The following is a 17,750-nucleotide window of genomic DNA, read 5'->3' as shown; positions in this document are numbered from 1 at the left end:
TCAGGGTGACGCGTCGTGTGCGGTGGGGTGACGCGGTTCGTACAGCGGCAGTTCGGCCCCGCTCGGCAGGCGTACGGCGGCCAGCAGGCCCCAGCCCTGATCGCTGATGGGCCGTGAGATCTCGGCGCCGCGATCCTCCAGGGCGGTGAGCGTCGCGGTGACGTCCTCGCACATGAGATAGAACTCGTGCTTCGGTTCACCCTGTGTCGGATGCACCGCGACCTCGGCCGGCGGCAGCCTGAAGACGAGCCAGCCGTCGCCCGCGTCGACATGGTCGAAACCGAGGACGTCCCGGAGGAAGGCCCGGTCGGCGTCCGCGTCCGGCGTGTAGAGGATCACATGCGCCCCGCTGAACATACCCATGGGGCGATCCTCGGCCCACGGTACGAACCCGGCAATTCCACCGCACCCGTACGGGGCGGCTCGCCCGGCCAGGCGTCAGGCCGCGGGGGCCCTGGCCGCCGCGCGGTGGTGGCTGGGGCGGGTCCCGTGCACCCGCTGGAAGGCGACGCTCAGCCCGAACGCGCTGCGGTAGCCGACCTGTCGGGCGATCGCCTCCACCGTCTCGTCGGTGCGCGCCAGAAGGTCGGCGGCCAGCGCGAGGCGCCAGCTGGTCAGACAGGCCATCGGGGGCTCGCCGACCAGCTCGGTGAAGCGGCGGGCGAGCGTCGCGCGCGACACCCCGGCCTCCTCGGCGAGCGCCGCAACGGTCCACGGCCGCGCCGGGCGGTCGTGGATCAGCCGCAGCGCACGGCCCACCACCGGGTCGCCGAGCGCCCGGTACCAGCCGGGTGGTTCGGCCTCCGGACGGCCGAACCACTCCCGCAGCGTGGACAGCAGCAACAGATCGAGCAGCCGGTCGAGGACCGCCTGCTGCCCGGGGTCGTCGCGGCCGATCTCGGCGGCCGTCAGTTCCAGGATCGGTCCCGCGCCTCCCTGCGGGTGGACCACCAGGACCCTGGGGAGCACGCTCAGCAGCCGCTCCGAGACCTGCCCGCCGACCCGGTAGCTGCCGGTGAGCAGCACCGCGGGGCCGTCCGCGCTGTTCCCGCACATCCGCAGGCCCAGGACCACGTCCTCGCTGATCTCCTCGCCGTCGGCCGTGGTGCAGCGGTCGGGACCCTCCCGTACGTACAGCGGCGCCGCGCCCGAGTCCGCCTCGTCGCCGACGGAGAACGGCTCCGAGCCGACCACGACGGCCACGTCCCCCTCGGCGAGCGGGACGGGTGGCGCACCGCCACCGGGGTCGACGAGGCCCGACCCCCGCAACATCGTGACCAGCGTGAGCGGTGCGCGGTCGGCGAACCGGACCGACCACGGAGGCGCCAGGTGGTTCCGGCTGAACAGCGCGCCCTCGGACCTCACCTCGTGCAGCAGGCTCCCCAACGCGTCCATGGCGCCAGGGTAGACGCCGAGACCTGGAGACGCTGAGACGCTCGGACATCGGATTGAGCGGGGAGACCATTCCACGCCTCATGGCCGGCGCGTTTGACTCGTCCCATGACCACTCACGTATCCCCTCACGCATCCCCGATCCTCGTCCTCGGCGGCACCGGCAAGACCGGCCGCCGCGTCCTCTCCCGCCTCCGGCACTCCGGCCACCAGGTCCGCGCCGCCTCCCGCAAGGGACCGACCCGCTTCGACTGGACCGACGAGTCCACCTGGGAGCCGGCCCTCGCCGGTGTCCGCGCGGCCTACCTGGTCGACGCGCAGACCGCGGACGCGGCGGAGGCGATGCGCGCCTTCGCCCAGCTGGCCGCCGCGCGCGGGGTCGAGCGGCTCGTCCTGCTCTCCGCCCATGACTGGGTGGTGCCGGACGGCGAGGAGAAGCTGCCGTGCGAGCGCGCGGTACGGGAGGCGGGCACGGCCTGGACGATCCTGAAACCGGCCTGGTTCGCGCAGAACTTCAGCGAGGACCCGTACTACCTGGGGCAGCTGCTCGACGGCGAGTTCGTGAGTTCGACGGGGACGGGCACCGAGCCCTTCGTCGACGCCGACGACATCGCCGACGTGGCGGTCGCCGCCCTCACCGAGGACGGCCACGCCGGCCAGACGTACCGGCTGACCGGGCCGCGCCTGCTCGACCTCGACGAGGTCGTGGCGGAGATCGCCCGCGCCACGGGCCGGGACCTCGCCCATCGCGCGGTCACATCGGAGGAGTTCGCGGCCGTCGCCGAGCGTCAGGGGCTGCCGGGGGAGTACGCGGAACTCCTCGACATGCTCTACGGCTGGATCCGCGAGGAGCGCTTCGCCCGGCTCGCCGACGGCGTGCAGCGCGCGCTCGGCCGCGAGCCGCGCGACTTCGCCGACTACGTCCGTACGACCGCGGCGACGGGCGTCTGGCACGGCTGACCCGGGCGTCGGCCTCGGGCCTTGGGTTACAGCTCCACCGACAGGTGCGCGGAGAGGGCGCGGAGGAAGTCCGGCGCGTCGAACATCGCCCCGGCCGAGGCGACTCCGACCGTCCGGCCGCGGCCCGTGACCAGCCGGTCGACCGCCTCCACGGCGAGCGGCGCGCTGACGGCGTAGATGTCCCGGCCGCTCGCCGTGGCGCGCCGCTCCTCGCCTCCCGCGCGCACGAGGACGTCGACGAGGAAGGTCTGGTCGGAGCGCCCCCGCTCGTCGGCCGCCGCGGGCGCCGGGGTGTCGGCCGCGGCCAGGTCCCTGGCCGCCTCGACGGCCATGTACGTACGGACCTCCGGTACGGCCAGGTGGCTCGGGACGGTGACGACGTCGGCCATGGTGAAGTCGCCGATCACGGCCTTGACCCCGAGCGGCTCGGGGAACGACCACTTCAGGGCCGCCGGGGCGTCGTCGCCGTAGACGAGGCGTCCCTGGGTGTACCGGACGTGCCGGCCGTCCCTGCGTTGCCGGGAGACCGCGCCGGCCGTGCGGGTGCCGGCCGTCGGGTGCCAGCTGCTGAGGCCGTACGCGACATGGACCTCGTCGGCCGTCGTCAGGTCGCCGAGCGCCGCGCTGACCAGCAGGTCGCCGAGGCCGCCGAAGAAGGCCATCGCGGGGACGACCGCCGTACCGGCGGCGCGCGCGGGCTCCGCGAACCGCGCGAACGTGTCGAGGTTGGCCTCGATCTCGGCCGCCACGTCCACGTACGGGACGCCCGCCCGCAGCGCCGCCTCGATCACCGGGCCGGCGGTCGTCGCGAAGGGCCCGGCGGCGTTGATCACGGCGGCGGTGCCGGCCAGCGCACGGTCGAGCGCGGCCGGGTCGTCGACCGAGGCGGGCCTGACCTGCCGGGTCTCGACGCCCGGCAGGGACGCCGCGAACTCCCGCAGCTTCTGCGCGTCGCGCCCGGCCAGGACCGGGACGTACCCGCGGTCGAGGAGTTCCGCCACCACGAACCGCCCGGTGTGCCCGTACGCCCCGAACACCGCGACCGCCTGACCCGCACCCATGAGAACCCCTTTGTCCGTACTCCGTGTCGATCCGTTTCGATACGAGGAGTCTGGCCGTGCGGGACGCGGGGCACGAGTGTCCGGAACGACATGCCCCGTACACTTCCGGACATGAAAACGGACGTGGAGCCAGGCACGGCCACCGTGGCCCTCGCCGTCACCGACGGCATGCTGCACTTCGAACTCTCCGTGGCGTACGAGGTGTTCGGCGACCCCCTCTACCGCCTCGCCGTCCACGGGCCCGCGCCCGTCCGGTTCGGCAGGTTCCTGCTGGAGCCGGACGGCGGGTTCGGCGGGCTCGCACACGCCGACACCGTGATCGTGCCCGGCTGGGCCGACGTCGACGTGGACCCGCCCGCCGCCCTGGTCGACGCGGTGCGCGCGGCCCACGAGGCGGGCGCCCGGGTGGCCTCGCTCTGCACGGGCGCGTTCGTGCTCGCCGCGGCCGGGCTGCTCGACGGGCGCCGTGCGACCACGCACTGGGCGCACACCGACGTGCTCGCGTCCCGGTACCCGCGGGTGGAGGTCGACCCGGACGTCCTCTACGTCGACAACGGCAGCGTGCTCACCTCGGCGGGCAAGGCGGCCGCGATGGACCTGTGCCTGCACCTGGTCCGCCTCGACCACGGCTCGGCGCTCGCCAACACGATCGCCCGCAGGCTCGTCGTACCCCCGCACCGGGCCGGCGGTCAGGCGCAGTTCGTCACGGCTCCCGTCCCGGCGCAGGACGACCACCCGCTCGCCGCGCTCTTCCCCTGGGTCCTCGAACGGCTCGGCGAGCCGCTGACCGTGGAGGACCTGGCCCGCCGGGCGAACATGAGCTCGCGCCACCTGACCCGCCACTTCCGCGCGGTGACCGGCACCACCCCGCTCCAGTGGCTGCTGACCCAGCGGATCCGCCACGCCCAGGAACTCCTGGAGGCGACCGGCGACAGCGTGGACGCCATCGCGACCGCCACGGGCATGGGCACGGCCACGACCCTGCGCCGCCACTTCAACCGCACCATCGGCGTACCACCGGACACCTACCGCCGCACGTTCCGCACCACGCGCTCCATGCATGCGACGCACTCGACGGACTCGACGCATGCGGAGTCTCACAGGCATGCCGGGCATGACCGAGCGGCGGGGATGCACTAGAGTTATCTCGACATCGAGATAACTGCTTACGGCGCACCCGCAGCCGCCTACCCGGTAAGGGTTACCTAACTAAGCCTTACCTTAGCGGATCGGCGAGGAGTCGTGGCGGCAGCATGGCGGTAATACGCGCACATTGATGAAGGAGACTGTCGTGTCGGCGAACAGCTTCGACGCCCGCAGCACGCTGCGCGTGGGCGACGAGTCGTACGAGATCTTCAAGCTGGACAAGGTAGAGGGCTCCGCGCGCCTTCCCTACAGCCTGAAGGTGCTTCTGGAGAACCTCCTCCGCACCGAGGACGGCGCGAACATCACCGCCGACCACATCCGTGCCCTGGGCAACTGGGACTCGCAGGCTCAGCCGAGCCAGGAGATCCAGTTCACGCCGGCCCGCGTGATCATGCAGGACTTCACCGGTGTGCCCTGTGTCGTCGACCTCGCCACCATGCGTGAGGCCGTCGCCGCGCTCGGCGGCGACCCGGCGAAGATCAACCCGCTGTCGCCGGCCGAGATGGTCATCGACCACTCCGTCATCGCCGACAAGTTCGGCACCAACGACGCGTTCGCGCAGAACGTCGAGCTGGAGTACGGCCGCAACAAGGAGCGCTACCAGTTCCTGCGCTGGGGCCAGACCGCCTTCGACGACTTCAAGGTCGTCCCGCCGGGCACCGGCATCGTCCACCAGGTGAACATCGAGCACCTGGCCCGTACGGTCATGGTCCGCAACGGCCAGGCGTACCCCGACACGCTCGTCGGCACCGACTCGCACACCACCATGGTCAACGGCCTCGGCGTGCTCGGCTGGGGCGTCGGCGGCATCGAGGCCGAGGCCGCCATGCTCGGCCAGCCGGTCTCCATGCTGATCCCGCGCGTCGTCGGCTTCAAGCTGACCGGCGAGCTGCCGACCGGCACCACCGCCACCGACCTCGTCCTCACGATCACCGAGATGCTGCGCAAGCACGGCGTCGTCGGCAAGTTCGTCGAGTTCTACGGTGAGGGCGTCGCCGCCACCTCCCTCGCCAACCGCGCCACCATCGGCAACATGTCGCCGGAGTTCGGCTCCACCGCCGCGATCTTCCCGATCGACGGCGAGACCCTGAACTACCTGAAGCTGACCGGCCGTTCCGCGCAGCAGGTCGCACTGGTCGAGGCGTACGCCAAGGAGCAGGGCCTCTGGCTGGACCCGGCCGCCGAGCCCGACTTCTCCGAGAAGCTGGAGCTCGACCTCTCCACGGTCGTCCCCTCCATCGCCGGCCCGAAGCGCCCGCAGGACCGCATCGTCCTCGCGAACGCCGCCCAGCAGTTCGCCCAGGACGTGCGCAACTACGTCGCCACCGCCGACGAGGCGGGCGAGGAGTCCTTCCCGGCCTCCGACGCCCCGGCCGTCAGCAACGGCGTCCCGTCGAACCCGGTCCAGGTGACCGCCCCCGACGGCACGACCTACACGATCGACCACGGCGCCGTCACCGTCGCCGCGATCACCTCCTGCACCAACACCTCGAACCCGTACGTGATGGTCGCCGCCGCGCTCGTCGCGAAGAAGGCCGTCGAGAAGGGCCTGACCCGCAAGCCGTGGGTCAAGACCACCCTCGCCCCGGGCTCGAAGGTCGTCACCGACTACTTCGACAAGGCGGGTCTGACCCCGTACCTCGACAAGGTCGGCTTCAACCTCGTCGGCTACGGCTGCACCACCTGCATCGGCAACTCCGGCCCGCTGCCGGAGGAGGTCTCCAAGGCCGTCAACGAGCACGACCTCGCGGTCACCTCGGTCCTCTCCGGCAACCGGAACTTCGAGGGCCGTATCAACCCCGACGTCAAGATGAACTACCTGGCCTCCCCGCCGCTGGTCGTCGCGTACGCCCTCGCGGGTTCGATGAAGGTCGACATCACGAAGGACGCGCTCGGCACCGACACCGAGGGCAACCCGGTCTTCCTCAAGGACATCTGGCCCTCCGAGGCCGAGGTGAACGACGTCGTCGCCAACGCCATCGGCGAGGACATGTTCAGCAAGTCCTACCAGGACGTCTTCGCGGGCGACGCCCAGTGGCAGGCGCTCTCGATCCCGACCGGCAACACCTTCGAGTGGGACGCCGAGTCCACCTACGTCCGCAAGCCCCCGTACTTCGAGGGCATGACGATGGAGACCACCCCGGTCTCCGACATCGTCGGCGCGCGCGTCCTCGCCAAGCTGGGCGACTCGGTCACCACCGACCACATCTCCCCGGCCGGCGCCATCAAGGCCGACACCCCGGCGGGCAAGTACCTGACGGAGCACGGCGTCGAGCGCCGCGACTTCAACTCGTACGGTTCCCGCCGAGGCAACCACGAGGTCATGATCCGCGGCACGTTCGCCAACATCCGCCTGCGCAACCAGATCGCGCCGGGCACGGAGGGCGGCTTCACCCGCGACTTCACGCAGGCCGACGCGCCGGTCTCGTTCATCTACGACGCCTCGCAGAACTACCAGGCCGCCGGCACCCCGCTGGTCATCCTGGGCGGCAAGGAGTACGGCTCCGGCTCGTCCCGCGACTGGGCGGCCAAGGGCACGGCCCTCCTCGGCGTCAAGGCCGTCATCACCGAGTCGTACGAGCGCATCCACCGCTCGAACCTCATCGGCATGGGCGTCCTCCCGCTCCAGTTCCCGGCGGGCCAGTCGGCCGACTCGCTCGGCCTGACCGGCGAGGAGACCTTCTCCATCGCGGGCATCACGGAGCTGAACGAGGGCACGACCCCGAGCACGGTCAAGGTCACGACGGACACGGGCGTCGAGTTCGACGCGGTCGTCCGCATCGACACCCCCGGCGAGGCGGACTACTACCGCAACGGCGGCATCATGCAGTACGTCCTCCGCAACCTGATCCGCGGCTGACACATCGCCTGACACAACGCAACGGGCCCCGCTCCTCGAAGGAGGAGCGGGGCCCGTCCGCATAGCAGTATCGGCTCGGCTCAGCTCAGGTCCTGGAACCCCGCCCAGCCACCGGAGCCGACTTCGGTACCCGAGCCCTGCGCGTTCGGGTAGAAGTACAGCTTGCCGTCGCCGCCCGTGGACCTTCGCCCCGTACTACGCCGACGTAGCACCGTCCGCGACGCTCTCCACGGCGAAGGACGTCCACCAGCTCGACAACGTCACGGAGAACACCTACGACGGGACCGGTCGGGTCACCGACGCCGTCTCGCTATTCCGCGGCGAGGAGAAGTGGCGGACCACGTCGGTCTACGGAGGCGACCGGGTCACCGTGACCCCGCCGAAGGGCGGGACCGCCACGACGACCGTCAAGGACGCGAACGGGCGGACCACCGAGCTCATCCAGTACGCGGGGCCCGGCAGGACCGAACCGCAGTCCACGACCTACACCTACGGCAAGTACGACGAGCCCGCCTCGGTCACCGACCCGGCGGGCAACACCTGGACGTACACCTACGACAGCCGCGGCCAGAAGGTCCGGGTCGACGACCCCGACAAGGGCACGACCGACCTCGTCTACGACGCCGCCGGCCAGGTGGTATCGGCCAAGGACGCCCGGCAGACCACGCTGACGACGGTCTACGACAAGCTCGGCCGCAAGACCGAGGTCAAGGACGGCGCCACGACGCTCTCGAAGTGGAGCTACGACTCGCTCGCCAAGGGGCAGCTGACCAGCAGCACCCGGGTGGCCGGCGGGGCCGAGTACACCACGACCGTCGGCGGGTTCGACGACCGCTACCAACCGACGTCGACCAGCCTGACGGTGCCGACGGCCGCGGGCGGACTCACGGGCACGTACACCTGGACGTACGGCTACAGCGCGGAGACCGGCGCTCTGCTGTGGACGCTGAACCCGGCCGTCGGAGACATCCCCTCGGAGCGGGTGGTCACCGGCTACAACAGCGACGACCAGCCCTACCGGACGACGAGGGCCGGAGTCCTGCTCGTCGCGAACACCCAGTACGACGTCCACGGCCGTCCCGTGGGAACGGAGTTCGGCGACGCCCTCGACAAGAAGGTCTACCGGACCCAGGCGTACGACGAGCACACCGGGCGCCTGATCGAGCGGACCACCGACCGCTTCCTCGCCCCGCGACGGGTCGACCGCTCCCTGTACGACTACGACCAGGCGGGCAACGTCACGGGCGTCACCAGCACCACGGGCCAGGACGCCACCGCGTCGAAGGACCGCCAGTGCTTCACCAACGACGGCCTCGGCCGGCTGACGGAGGCGTGGACGGCGACCACCGACTGTGCCACGGCACCGTCCGCGACCAGCGTCGGCGGCCCCGACGCCTACTGGCTCACGTACGGGTACGACAAACTCGGCAACCGCACGGACCAGAGCGACAAGCTGGCCGGTGCCACGACCGCTTACACGCACCCGGCTCCGAAGGCCGACCGTCCGCACGCCGTCCAGCAGGCCACGGTCACGGGTGGCCCGGACAACGGCCGGGTCAGCACCTTCAGGTACGACGCCACGGGCAACACCACTCACCGCACCATCGGCACGAAGGTCCAGGACCTGACGTGGGACGCGGAGGGCCACCTCGCGACGGTGACGGAGGCCGGTGGAACGATGAACTACGTCTACGACGCCGACGGCAAGCGACTCCTCGCCAGGAACGCGGACGGCAGCAGCACGCTGTCTCTCCCCAACGGCGACGAACTGAGGCTGGCGCCCACCGGAACGAAGACCGCGACCCGGTACTACACCCATGGCGGCGAGACGATCGCGGTCCGCACCGGAGCGGCTGTCTCGTACCTGGTCGGCGACCACCAGGGCACGGCGATGACGGCGATCGACACGGCCACCCTGGCCGTCACGCACCGCAGGCAACTCCCCTTCGGCGCTCTGCGCACGGCCCAGTCGGGCGCCTTCGGCCCCCGCGGCTTCGTCGGCGGCACGAACGACCCGACGGGCCTGACCCACCTGGGAGCCCGCGAGTACGACCCGACCACGGGCCGCTTCCTCTCGGTCGACCCGGTCATCGACTTCGACGACCCGGCCCAGATGAACGCCTACGCCTACGGCCACAACAACCCCCTGACCAAGGCCGACCCCACGGGCCTCCGCCCGGACGGCCCCGTCGGCGGCAATGGCGTCGCGGACGAGTACTGGGCCAAAGAGCGCGGCATGAACACCGGCCACTACACCAAGAAGAGCGGCAAGTACGTCTGGAACCAGAGTCCGCGCAAGGACGCCGAGTCCCAGCGACGCTACAAGTCGTACCGGGCGAATCCGTCTGAGTACAAGGTCTACCACTACGACGCGAACGAAGTGGCAGCGACCAAGGCACAGGCAGCGAAACGAGCTCAAGCCCGCACGGCCCAACAGCGGGTTGCGAGACACACCTGGGACAGCATCAAGGGCGGGCTGGTCAAGGCCACAGTGGGCCAGATCAACAGCACGATCGAGCGCGCCAAGGATGTGGGGGACTGGATCTATGAGAACAGGGGGCTGGTAGCGAGTGTCGGCGCAACAGTCGGCTGCTTCGTGCCGGCAGTCGGCTGGGCAGCCTGTGCCGGTCTGCAAGCGGCTGCGTATGGCGTTCGAGCCCAGCAGCGTGCCTCTGAGGGAGGCGGTTGGAAGAAGACTTGGCGGGCCAACGTATTTGATGGCATCGTCACGGCGGGCACATTCGGTACGGGGAGCGCACTCCGGTACGCGAAGTTCGGCAACCTCTCCGGAATCGTCGAGAGAGCACGGGTCCCTTCCTTCTACCAGGGAGCTGCCTGGCGGGGCGGCGAGGCCTACCATCCCCTCTACAGAGTGGCAGTCTCCATGCCGACCATCGTCAATGCGAGTTCCGCATTCTTGAACTGAAGCAGTGGAACGCCCTCTTGGATGACCTGCCGTTCATCCCGCTCGGAAGATTTCCTGAAAGGCTGATCGATGCTCGTTGGATCCTGGAACTGGGTCTGCTTCGTGTTGGGGTTGATGGCCCTGTCCATTGGGGTCTCGGTCCTGGCTGTGGGTGAGTTCAGCGGAAACGAGTTCACCGTGGTCCTGAGCCTGGGCCTGGGGGGATGGGTGTCGGCGACGGCTCCCTTCGCAGGGGCCCGGGTCGACGAACGGGGGATCCACTACCGGGGAATCTTCAAAAGGACTCGCCTGTCCTGGGGCGAGGTTCAGTCGATTCTCGTCGAACCGCTGGGCGGGAGTGGTCTCCTGGAGGCGGAGATGCCCGTGGTCAAGAAGGCGGACGGCAAGGACCTGCCGATCCTGGTTCTGGCCGGCTACACCTCGGGGCGTCCGCGTACCAACGGCCGAGTGCGACGGCAGGTGACGGTCATGTGTGAAGCGCTGGACCGCGCCCATCGCCGCTGACCGTCTCGGGTCCCCACGCACACGAAACAGGCCCCGCTCCTCCTGCGAGGAGCGGGGCCCGTTCGTCTGTTCGTCAGGCGCCAGAGGCGTCGATCAGAACATCAGGCGGTACGTGTTCCAGCCGCCGGTGCCGATGACGGCCTTCGGCTTGAACGGGGCGGAGGCGATGCCGGTGCCCGAGTAGCGGTACAGCTTGCCGGACGTGTCGCGGGCGATCAGGTCCGTGATGCCGTCCAGGTCGATGTCACCGACCGAGACGAGGTTGTTGAACATGTTCCAGCCGGCACCGATCTTGGTGCGGCCCTCGAACGGGGCCTTGTAGTTGCCCGTGCCCTTGTACAGCCACAGCACGCCCGAGCCGTCGCGCGCGACGATGTCGGCCTTGCCGTCGTTGTTCAGGTCGCCGTTGCCGGCGATCTGGGTGTACGCGCCCCAGCCCGCGCCGACCAGGGTACGGCTGGTGACCTTGCCGTTGCCGTAGCCGAGGTAGATGTACAGCTTGCCGGCGTTGTCACGGGCGAGCAGGTCGTCCGCGGCGGCGCCGCCCAGGTTGCCGGTGGAGATCACCTTGTTGTAGATGCCCCAGCCACTGCCGATGCGCACCGGGTCCTCGCCCCAGGCGAGGTAGTCCAGCGTGCCGTTGGTGACCGCCCAGATGCCGTCGGAGCTGCCGTCGGCGTCGTGGTCGACCTGGGTGAGCTGCTTGGTGTACTCCCACCCGGAGCCGGTGAACATCCGGCTGTCGAGGCCGCCCTGGCCGTTCGGGACGTAGCCGTACATGAAGCCCGTGCTGTCGACGCCGTACAGGGCGTTGACCGGGGCGTCGGCCGCAGCGGCCGGGGAATTGAAGGCGCCGGCGGCCGGCGCGGACTGCGCGGAGTCCGCAGAGCGGGGCGTCGGGGCCTCCGCCGCGACCGCGCTCGTGGTCGTGGCGACCAGGGCCGCGGTTATCGCCGCGACCGTGACACGGGACAGGATGCCCGTGGTGTTCAGGCCAGAAGAATTGGCCACGTAGTGCTCCCCTTTTTGTCGAAACGGATCCGCCGCGCCCCTGTAGAGGGACGCGGCGGACCACTCATGCCCGAAGATCCTCGCACAGGATCTTCACAGGGCAATTTGTTTGTGACAGAACTGTTTCGGATAGACAGTCACGATCAGTCGAATCAGCGCAGTAGCTCGACTTCCGCCAATTGCGCCTCGCCGTCCACTATCAGACGGTATGTCGTGAATGCCGAAGGCGATTTGATCGTGAATGCCCTGGTTTGCCGATTCCAGCTGAAGGACTCGCCCGACCTTCGGTCCAGATCCGCCCACTTCTTTCCGTCCGTCGAACCCTGCAGCACCCAACCCGACGGCGCCGAACCCGCCGTCGCCGAGGTCAGCGTGTACTGCGCCGCCCGCGTCCCGGTCGCCATCGGGAACTCCACAGGCGACGTCACCGTCGCCGACGTCGCCGAGGTGTTGTCCACCAGCGGCCCCGTCCCCGTCGTCGCGTCCGTGCGCGGCGACGGGCTCGCGCCGTCCGGGGTGATCGAGACCGGGCCCGCCTGCTTGCCCGTGCCCCAGGCCGACGGCCGCGGGCCCATGTCGAAGGTCAGCCTGCCGCCGCGGGCCAGCACGTCGTGCGGGAGCGCCGTGGAGTTCCACTGCTTGCCGTTCACCCGCACGCCCTGCACGTAGATGTTCTTCGCGCTGTTCCGGGGAGCCTCGACCACCAGCGTGCGGCCGTTGTCCATCCGCACCGTCGCCTTCGTGAAGAGCGGCGAGCCGATCGCGTACTCCCCGCTGCCCATCACCAGCGGGTAGAAGCCGAGCGCGGAGAAGAGGTACCAGGCCGACTGCTCGCCGTTGTCCTCGTCGCCGTGGTAGCCCTGCCCGATCTCGCTGCCGGTGTAGAGGCGGGAGACGACCTCGCGGACCTTCTCCTGCGTCTTCCAGGGCTGCCCGGCCGCGTTGTACATGTACGGCACGTGGTGCGCGACCTGGTTGGAGTGGCCGTACATGCCCATCCGGACGTCCCTGGCCTCCGTCATCTCGTGGATGACGCTGCCGTACGAGCCGACGAACTCCGGGCTCGCCGTCTCCGGGGTGGAGAAGTACGTGTCCAGTTTGTCGCCCAGGCCCTTCCGGCCGCCGTACAGCGCCGCCAGGCCCCGCGAGTCCTGCGGCGCCGTGAACGCGTAGCCCCAGCCGTTCGTCTCCGTGTAGTCGTGGCCCCAGATTCGCGGGTCGTAGCTCGCCGACGGAACCCGCCACTCGCCCTTCAGGTCGCGGCCCTGGAAGAAGCCGGCCTCCGAGTCGAAGAGCGAGACGTAGCTCTGCGCGCGGGACAGGAAGTACGACGCCTCCTCCTGGTACCGCTTCTTCCCCGTCTTCTTGTGCAGCGCCTGGGCCATCTTCGCGATGCCGTAGTCGTTGAGGTACCCCTCCAGGGACCACGAGAGGCCCTCGTGGGTCTCGGTCGACGCGTAGCCGAGGAAGGGCGAGGTCTCCATGCCCTTGCGGCCCACGCCCCGGCTCGGCGGCACGACCGTGGCGTTCTTCAGCGCCGCCTCGTACGCCGCCTCCGCGTCGAAGTCCACGCCCTTGACGTACGCGTCGGCGAACGCCACGTCCGAGGACGTGCCGGTCATCAGATCCGCGTAGCCGGGGGAGGACCAGCGGGAGATCCAGCCGCCGTCCTTGTACTGCTGCACGAAGCCGTCGACCAGTTCGCCGGCCTTCGTCGGGGTGAGGAAGGAGTACGCCGGCCAGGTCGTGCGGTACGTGTCCCAGAAGCCGTTGTTGACATAGACCTTGCCGTTCACGACTTTCGCCCCGGTATGGGTGGGGGTGTCCTCGCCCGTCATCGGGGAGAACGGGCTCGCGTACTTGTACGTCGACCCCACCTTCTCGAAGCCCGAGTTCGGGTAGAGGTAGAGGCGGTAGAGCGAGGAGTAGAGGGTCGTCAGCTGGTCGTGGTTCGCGCCCTCCACCTCCACCCGGCCGAGGATCCGGTCCCAGGCGGTCTGCGCCCGGTCCTTCACCTGCTCGAAGCGGCTGGCCTCCGGCAGCTCGTCCGCGAGGTTCGCCTTGGCCTGGTCGACCGAGAGCAGCGAGGTGGCAAGGCGGAGCGTCACCGTGCGGTCCGCGCCCGCGTCGAAGCGGAAGTGGCCCTTCACGCCCTGCGCGGCGGAGTCGGTGACCGGCGCGTCGAAGACGCCGTACACGAACATCCGCGTCGCACCGGTCGACAGGCCGCTCTTCACGTCGGAGTAGCCGGTGAAGGAGCGCGTCGCCGGATCGAGCGTCAGACCGCCCTGGTCGGTCACGTTGTCGAAGATCACGCTCGCGTCCTCACCGGGATAGGTGAAGCGCATCATCGCCGCGTGGTCGGTCGGGGTCATCTCGGCCTTGAGGCCGTTCTCGAAGGTGACGCCGTAGTGGTGCGGGCGTGCCGTCTCCTTCTCGTGGCGGAAGGCGAGCGCCCGCGCCGTCCGGTCGGTGACCGGAGCGCCGGCCGCCGCCGAGGGCATCAGCTGGAAGGTCTGCCGGTCACCCATCCAGGGGCTCGGCTCGTGGCTCGCCGCGAAGGCCTGAACGGTCGGCAGGTTGTCCGCGTTGTTGCCGCGCGCGTACTCGTACAGCCAGCTCTGCGAGGCCGCGTTGGTCACCGGCGTCCAGAAGTTGAAGCCGTGCGGGACCGCGGTGGCCGGGAAGGTGTTGCCGCGCGAGAACGAACCGCTGGAGTTCGTGCCCCGGGTGGTCGAGGCGTAGTCGGAGAGCCGGGCGAGCCGCTTCTCGGGCGCCTTGGGCTTCAGCGCGACGTCGTCGATCCAGCCCTGGAACTTCGCCGGGCCCTTGGGGGAGTCGTACGCGACCAGGATCCGGTCCACGGTCTTCCCGGCCGCGACCGAGCCGATCCGCGCGGACACCTGGTTCCACTGGTTGACGTAGAGCCGCTTCGCCGCGCCCTGGCCCTGCGGGGAGAGCAGGCCGCCGTGGGAGTCGGTGGCCCGCAGCTCGCTCAGCAGGGTGCCGTCGGTGAACGCCAGGTCCACCGACACGTTCGTGGCCGGGTAGTTGAGGTCCGTCTCGGGCATCGACGGGAAGATCCGGTACGACAGCTCGGTGTCCCGCTCGACGCGGGTGTCCACGTCGAAGATCCGGTTGTACGAGTACGCCCGGCCGGCCGGCTTGTGCGTACCGGCGTAGCGCAGCGCCCGCGTCCCCGTGAAGCCCGCGTTCGCCTTCGCCGTCGGTGAGCCGCCGGGGCCGCGGTCGACATGACTGCGCATCTCCTCGGGCACGGGGGCCGAGGTGTCCCCGTTCGAGAACTGAACGTCGGCCAGTTGGGTGAGATTCGCGCCCGAGTTCTTCGTGATCTCCAGCCGGTAATGGCGGTAGGCGGTGTCGCCCGCGAAGTCGAACGTCCTGGTCTCGAAGCGCTTGGCGAAGCTCTGGTCCGTCCGGCTGTCGAGGACCGTCCACTCCTTGCCGTCCGTCGAGCCCTTGAGGGTCCAGTCCTTCGGGTCGCGCTCGGCCGCGTCGTTCGCCGAGGTCAGCGCGTATGTGACCACCTTGACCGGCTCGTCCAGGTCGAACTCCAGCCAGGCGGTGGGCTCGAACACAAGCCATTTCGTGGAGGGCTGGAGGTCGACCAGGTTCTCCTTGGTCTCGCCCGCTCCCGCGTGTTCGCCGCTGGCCCGCAGCGCCACCACCTTGTCGGTGACATTGCCCGGAATTCCACTGGCGAATCCGCCGTCGACCCCCGACGACCGGCGGGTGCCGTCCGCCGCGGTGTCCACCGAGTTGCGCCAGGTGGGCTGGGTTTCGTCCGGTTCGAAGGAGGTGGTGAACTCCCGGGGCGGTCTGTCCGGTTGGCCGGGAAGCGCCTGTGCCACCGAGGGTGTCGAGGTCAGTGCCAGCGCCGTCGACGCGAGCAGCGCGACGGCTCTGAGGCGGGGGTTCCGCGTCCGTGATCGGGTGCGAATGCTGGGATCCATGGAGTGTCGCCGCTCCTGCCGGGGATTTGGACAACGTTGTCAACCGAATGACGCAGGCTCCAGTAGGGGGTCAAGTCGCAGAGGGTGTCAAGGGTGTTGACAGCAAGTCGGGGGAGGAAACGGCACTTATACGCCGTCATAATCCGCGAGGTCTCAACTCGGGAAAGACTGCCGTGCAAACCGGCTTTCGATCTTGCTCAGGAGAAGGGAAGTGGACTATACCTGTCGGCGTCCGGGCCGTCGTGGCACACACCCGACGGCACGACGCCAGTACGTGTACGACCCAAGCTGCACACGAATGCGGTGGCGGGGCCCTTCGCCTGTGGCGAGCAGATAACGGGCGACCGGTACACCGCCTGAGTCCTGAATGAAGGCGAGGACTTGAGCATGGGATCCACCTCCGCGCACGACACCTCCGCGAACGGCACCACCGCGAACAGCTCTTCCGCGCCCGCCGGCGAGGGCCTCGGCCGCCGCAGTCTGATCAAGCGCTCCGCCGCTCTCGGTCTGATCTCGGTGCCGACGATGAGCTTCCTCTCCGCCTGCGCCAGCGGCGGCACCTCCGACGGCGGCGACAAGGTCGAGAAGGGCACCAAGTCCGAGAAGAACCCCCTCGGCGTCAACGGTTCGGCCCCCCTCGACTTCGTCCTCTTCGACGGCGGCTTCGGCCAGCAGTACGCCAAGGACGCGGTGAAGGTCTACGAGACCACCTACCCGCAGGCCAAGGTCAAGTTCACCGCCACCCAGAAGATCACCACCGAGCTGCAGCCGCGGTTCAACGGCGGCAACCCGCCGGACCTCATCGACAACTCCGGCGCCGAGCAGATGGACATGGGCGTCCTCGTCGGCCAGAAGCAGCTCGCCGACCTCACCTCGCTGCTCGACGCGGCCTCGATCGACGACCCGAACAAGAAGGTCCGCGACACGCTGCGCCCCGGCATCGTGGAGATGGGCCAGTTCGACGGCGCCCCGGTCTGGATCCTCTACTACGCCTACACGGTCTACGGCGTCTGGTACTCGCAGAAGCTCCTGGACTCGCTCGACGCGAAGTACCCGGAGACCTGGGACGAGATGCTGGCGGTCTGCGAGAAGGCCAAGAAGAAGGGCATCGCCGGCTGGACGTACGCCGGCAAGCACCCGTACTACGTCCCCTTCTCGCTCTACCCGATGATCGCCAAGGTCGGCGGCCGCGAGGTCCTCGACGCGATCGACAACCTGGAGCCGAAGGCCTGGGAGCACCCCGCCGTCAAGGCCTGTTTCGAGGCGTACTACGAGCTCCAGCGCAAGGGCTACATCCTCCAGGGCACCCCCGGCCTCGACCACATCCAGTCGCAGACCGCCTGGACCGAGGGCAAGGCGCTCTTCATCCCGAACGGCTCCTGGGTGGAGAACGAGGCGGCCAAGACCATGCCGGCCGACTTCAACCTGGCCGTCTCCGCCCCGACCGGCATCGACTCCTCCGACAAGATGCCCTTCGGCACCATCTGGGCCTCCGGCGGTGAGCCGTTCATCGTCCCGGCGAAGGCGAAGAACGTCGAGGGCGGCATGGAGCAGCTGCGCATCATGCTCAGCGAGGCCTCCTCGAAGAACTTCACCAAGTCCGTGAAGTCGCTGACCGCCTTCAACGGCGGCACCGACGGCATCGAGCTGACCCCCGGTCTGAAGTCCGGTGTCGCGGCCCTCGACAAGGCCGGTCAGAACGTCGTCAACCCGCGTCTGCAGGACTGGTACGTGGCGCTGCAGAAGGAGAAGATCGGTGTCGCCGGCATCGGCGAGATGATGGCCGGCCGGGCGACCCCGGCCGAGACGATCAAGAAGATCCAGAAGTTCGCCGACGAGGCGGCCAAGGACTCCTCCATCAAGCACTACAAGCACCAGTGAGCTGTGCCGGGGCCCCTTCCCGCCGACCGGGAGCG

The 17,750-nt window shown here is 69.5% G+C and carries 11 protein-coding genes; 6 read left to right on the top strand and 5 right to left on the bottom strand.

Translation table 11 applies throughout. The features are described 5' to 3' along the window. Together ACF09C_RS36965 and ACF09C_RS36960 are read right to left on the bottom strand one after the other, a co-directional pair. Window positions 1-357: a VOC family protein gene (locus tag ACF09C_RS36965; RefSeq protein ID WP_392098087.1), complete on the bottom strand. Its 357-nt coding sequence runs from the start codon at window positions 355-357 to the stop codon at window positions 1-3. An 81-nt stretch (window positions 358-438) separates the two neighbouring features. Further along, a complete protein-coding gene (locus ACF09C_RS36960) occupies window positions 439-1,395 on the bottom strand; it encodes a cupin domain-containing protein (protein ID WP_392098017.1) in 957 nt (318 codons plus the stop codon). A gap of 105 nt (window positions 1,396-1,500) precedes the next feature. On the opposite strand from ACF09C_RS36960, the gene ACF09C_RS36955 reads away from it, so the two are divergent. Next, complete coding sequence (locus ACF09C_RS36955; RefSeq protein WP_392098016.1) at window positions 1,501-2,352, top strand: NAD(P)H-binding protein; 852 nt, start codon at window positions 1,501-1,503, stop codon at window positions 2,350-2,352. A gap of 26 nt (window positions 2,353-2,378) precedes the next feature. Here ACF09C_RS36955 and ACF09C_RS36950 read toward each other — a convergent pair whose 3' ends face one another. Next, window positions 2,379-3,413 (bottom strand): saccharopine dehydrogenase family protein, encoded by a 1,035-nt coding sequence (locus tag ACF09C_RS36950; protein WP_392098014.1) that lies wholly within the window; start codon window positions 3,411-3,413, stop codon window positions 2,379-2,381. Between the two features lie 111 nt (window positions 3,414-3,524). Between ACF09C_RS36950 and ACF09C_RS36945 the strand changes: the two genes are divergently transcribed. From ACF09C_RS36945 to ACF09C_RS36930, 4 genes are all read left to right on the top strand, one after another. Then, window positions 3,525-4,553, top strand: coding sequence for a helix-turn-helix domain-containing protein (locus ACF09C_RS36945; protein WP_392098012.1), 1,029 nt, complete (start codon window positions 3,525-3,527; stop codon window positions 4,551-4,553). A 151-nt stretch (window positions 4,554-4,704) separates the two neighbouring features. Next, a complete protein-coding gene (acnA, locus tag ACF09C_RS36940) occupies window positions 4,705-7,419 on the top strand; it encodes an aconitate hydratase AcnA (protein WP_392098011.1) in 2,715 nt (904 codons plus the stop codon). 370 nt (window positions 7,420-7,789) lie between these two features. Next, window positions 7,790-10,345 carry an RHS repeat-associated core domain-containing protein gene (locus tag ACF09C_RS36935; protein ID WP_392098009.1) on the top strand — a complete coding sequence of 852 codons (2,556 nt, stop codon included), beginning with the start codon at window positions 7,790-7,792 and terminating at the stop codon, window positions 10,343-10,345. Window positions 10,346-10,414: 69 nt separating this feature from the next. Beyond that, on the top strand, window positions 10,415-10,849 hold the full coding sequence (locus ACF09C_RS36930) for a hypothetical protein (RefSeq protein ID WP_392098007.1): 435 nt from the start codon (window positions 10,415-10,417) through the stop codon (window positions 10,847-10,849). A gap of 93 nt (window positions 10,850-10,942) precedes the next feature. On the opposite strand, the gene ACF09C_RS36925 is transcribed toward ACF09C_RS36930, so the two are convergent. Both ACF09C_RS36925 and ACF09C_RS36920 read right to left on the bottom strand, forming a co-directional pair. Further along, window positions 10,943-11,860: an FG-GAP repeat domain-containing protein gene (locus tag ACF09C_RS36925; protein ID WP_392098005.1), complete on the bottom strand. Its 918-nt coding sequence runs from the start codon at window positions 11,858-11,860 to the stop codon at window positions 10,943-10,945. A gap of 152 nt (window positions 11,861-12,012) precedes the next feature. Further along, entirely contained in the window at window positions 12,013-15,834 is a 3,822-nt protein-coding gene (locus ACF09C_RS36920) for a GH92 family glycosyl hydrolase (protein WP_392098003.1), read from the bottom strand. A gap of 387 nt (window positions 15,835-16,221) precedes the next feature. Here ACF09C_RS36920 and ngcE point away from each other — a divergent pair, with 387 nt between their 5' ends. Continuing rightward, window positions 16,222-17,715, top strand: coding sequence for an N-acetylglucosamine/diacetylchitobiose ABC transporter substrate-binding protein (gene ngcE / locus ACF09C_RS36915; RefSeq protein WP_392098001.1), 1,494 nt, complete (start codon window positions 16,222-16,224; stop codon window positions 17,713-17,715). The last annotated feature ends 35 nt before the right edge of the window (window positions 17,716-17,750 follow it).

Source organism: Streptomyces sp. NPDC014870 (assembly GCF_043081505.1).
Taxonomy (GTDB): Bacteria; Actinomycetota; Actinomycetes; order Streptomycetales; family Streptomycetaceae; genus Streptomyces.
Note: the sequence above shows the minus strand (reverse complement) of the source record. Positions and strands in the feature narration are given on the sequence as shown.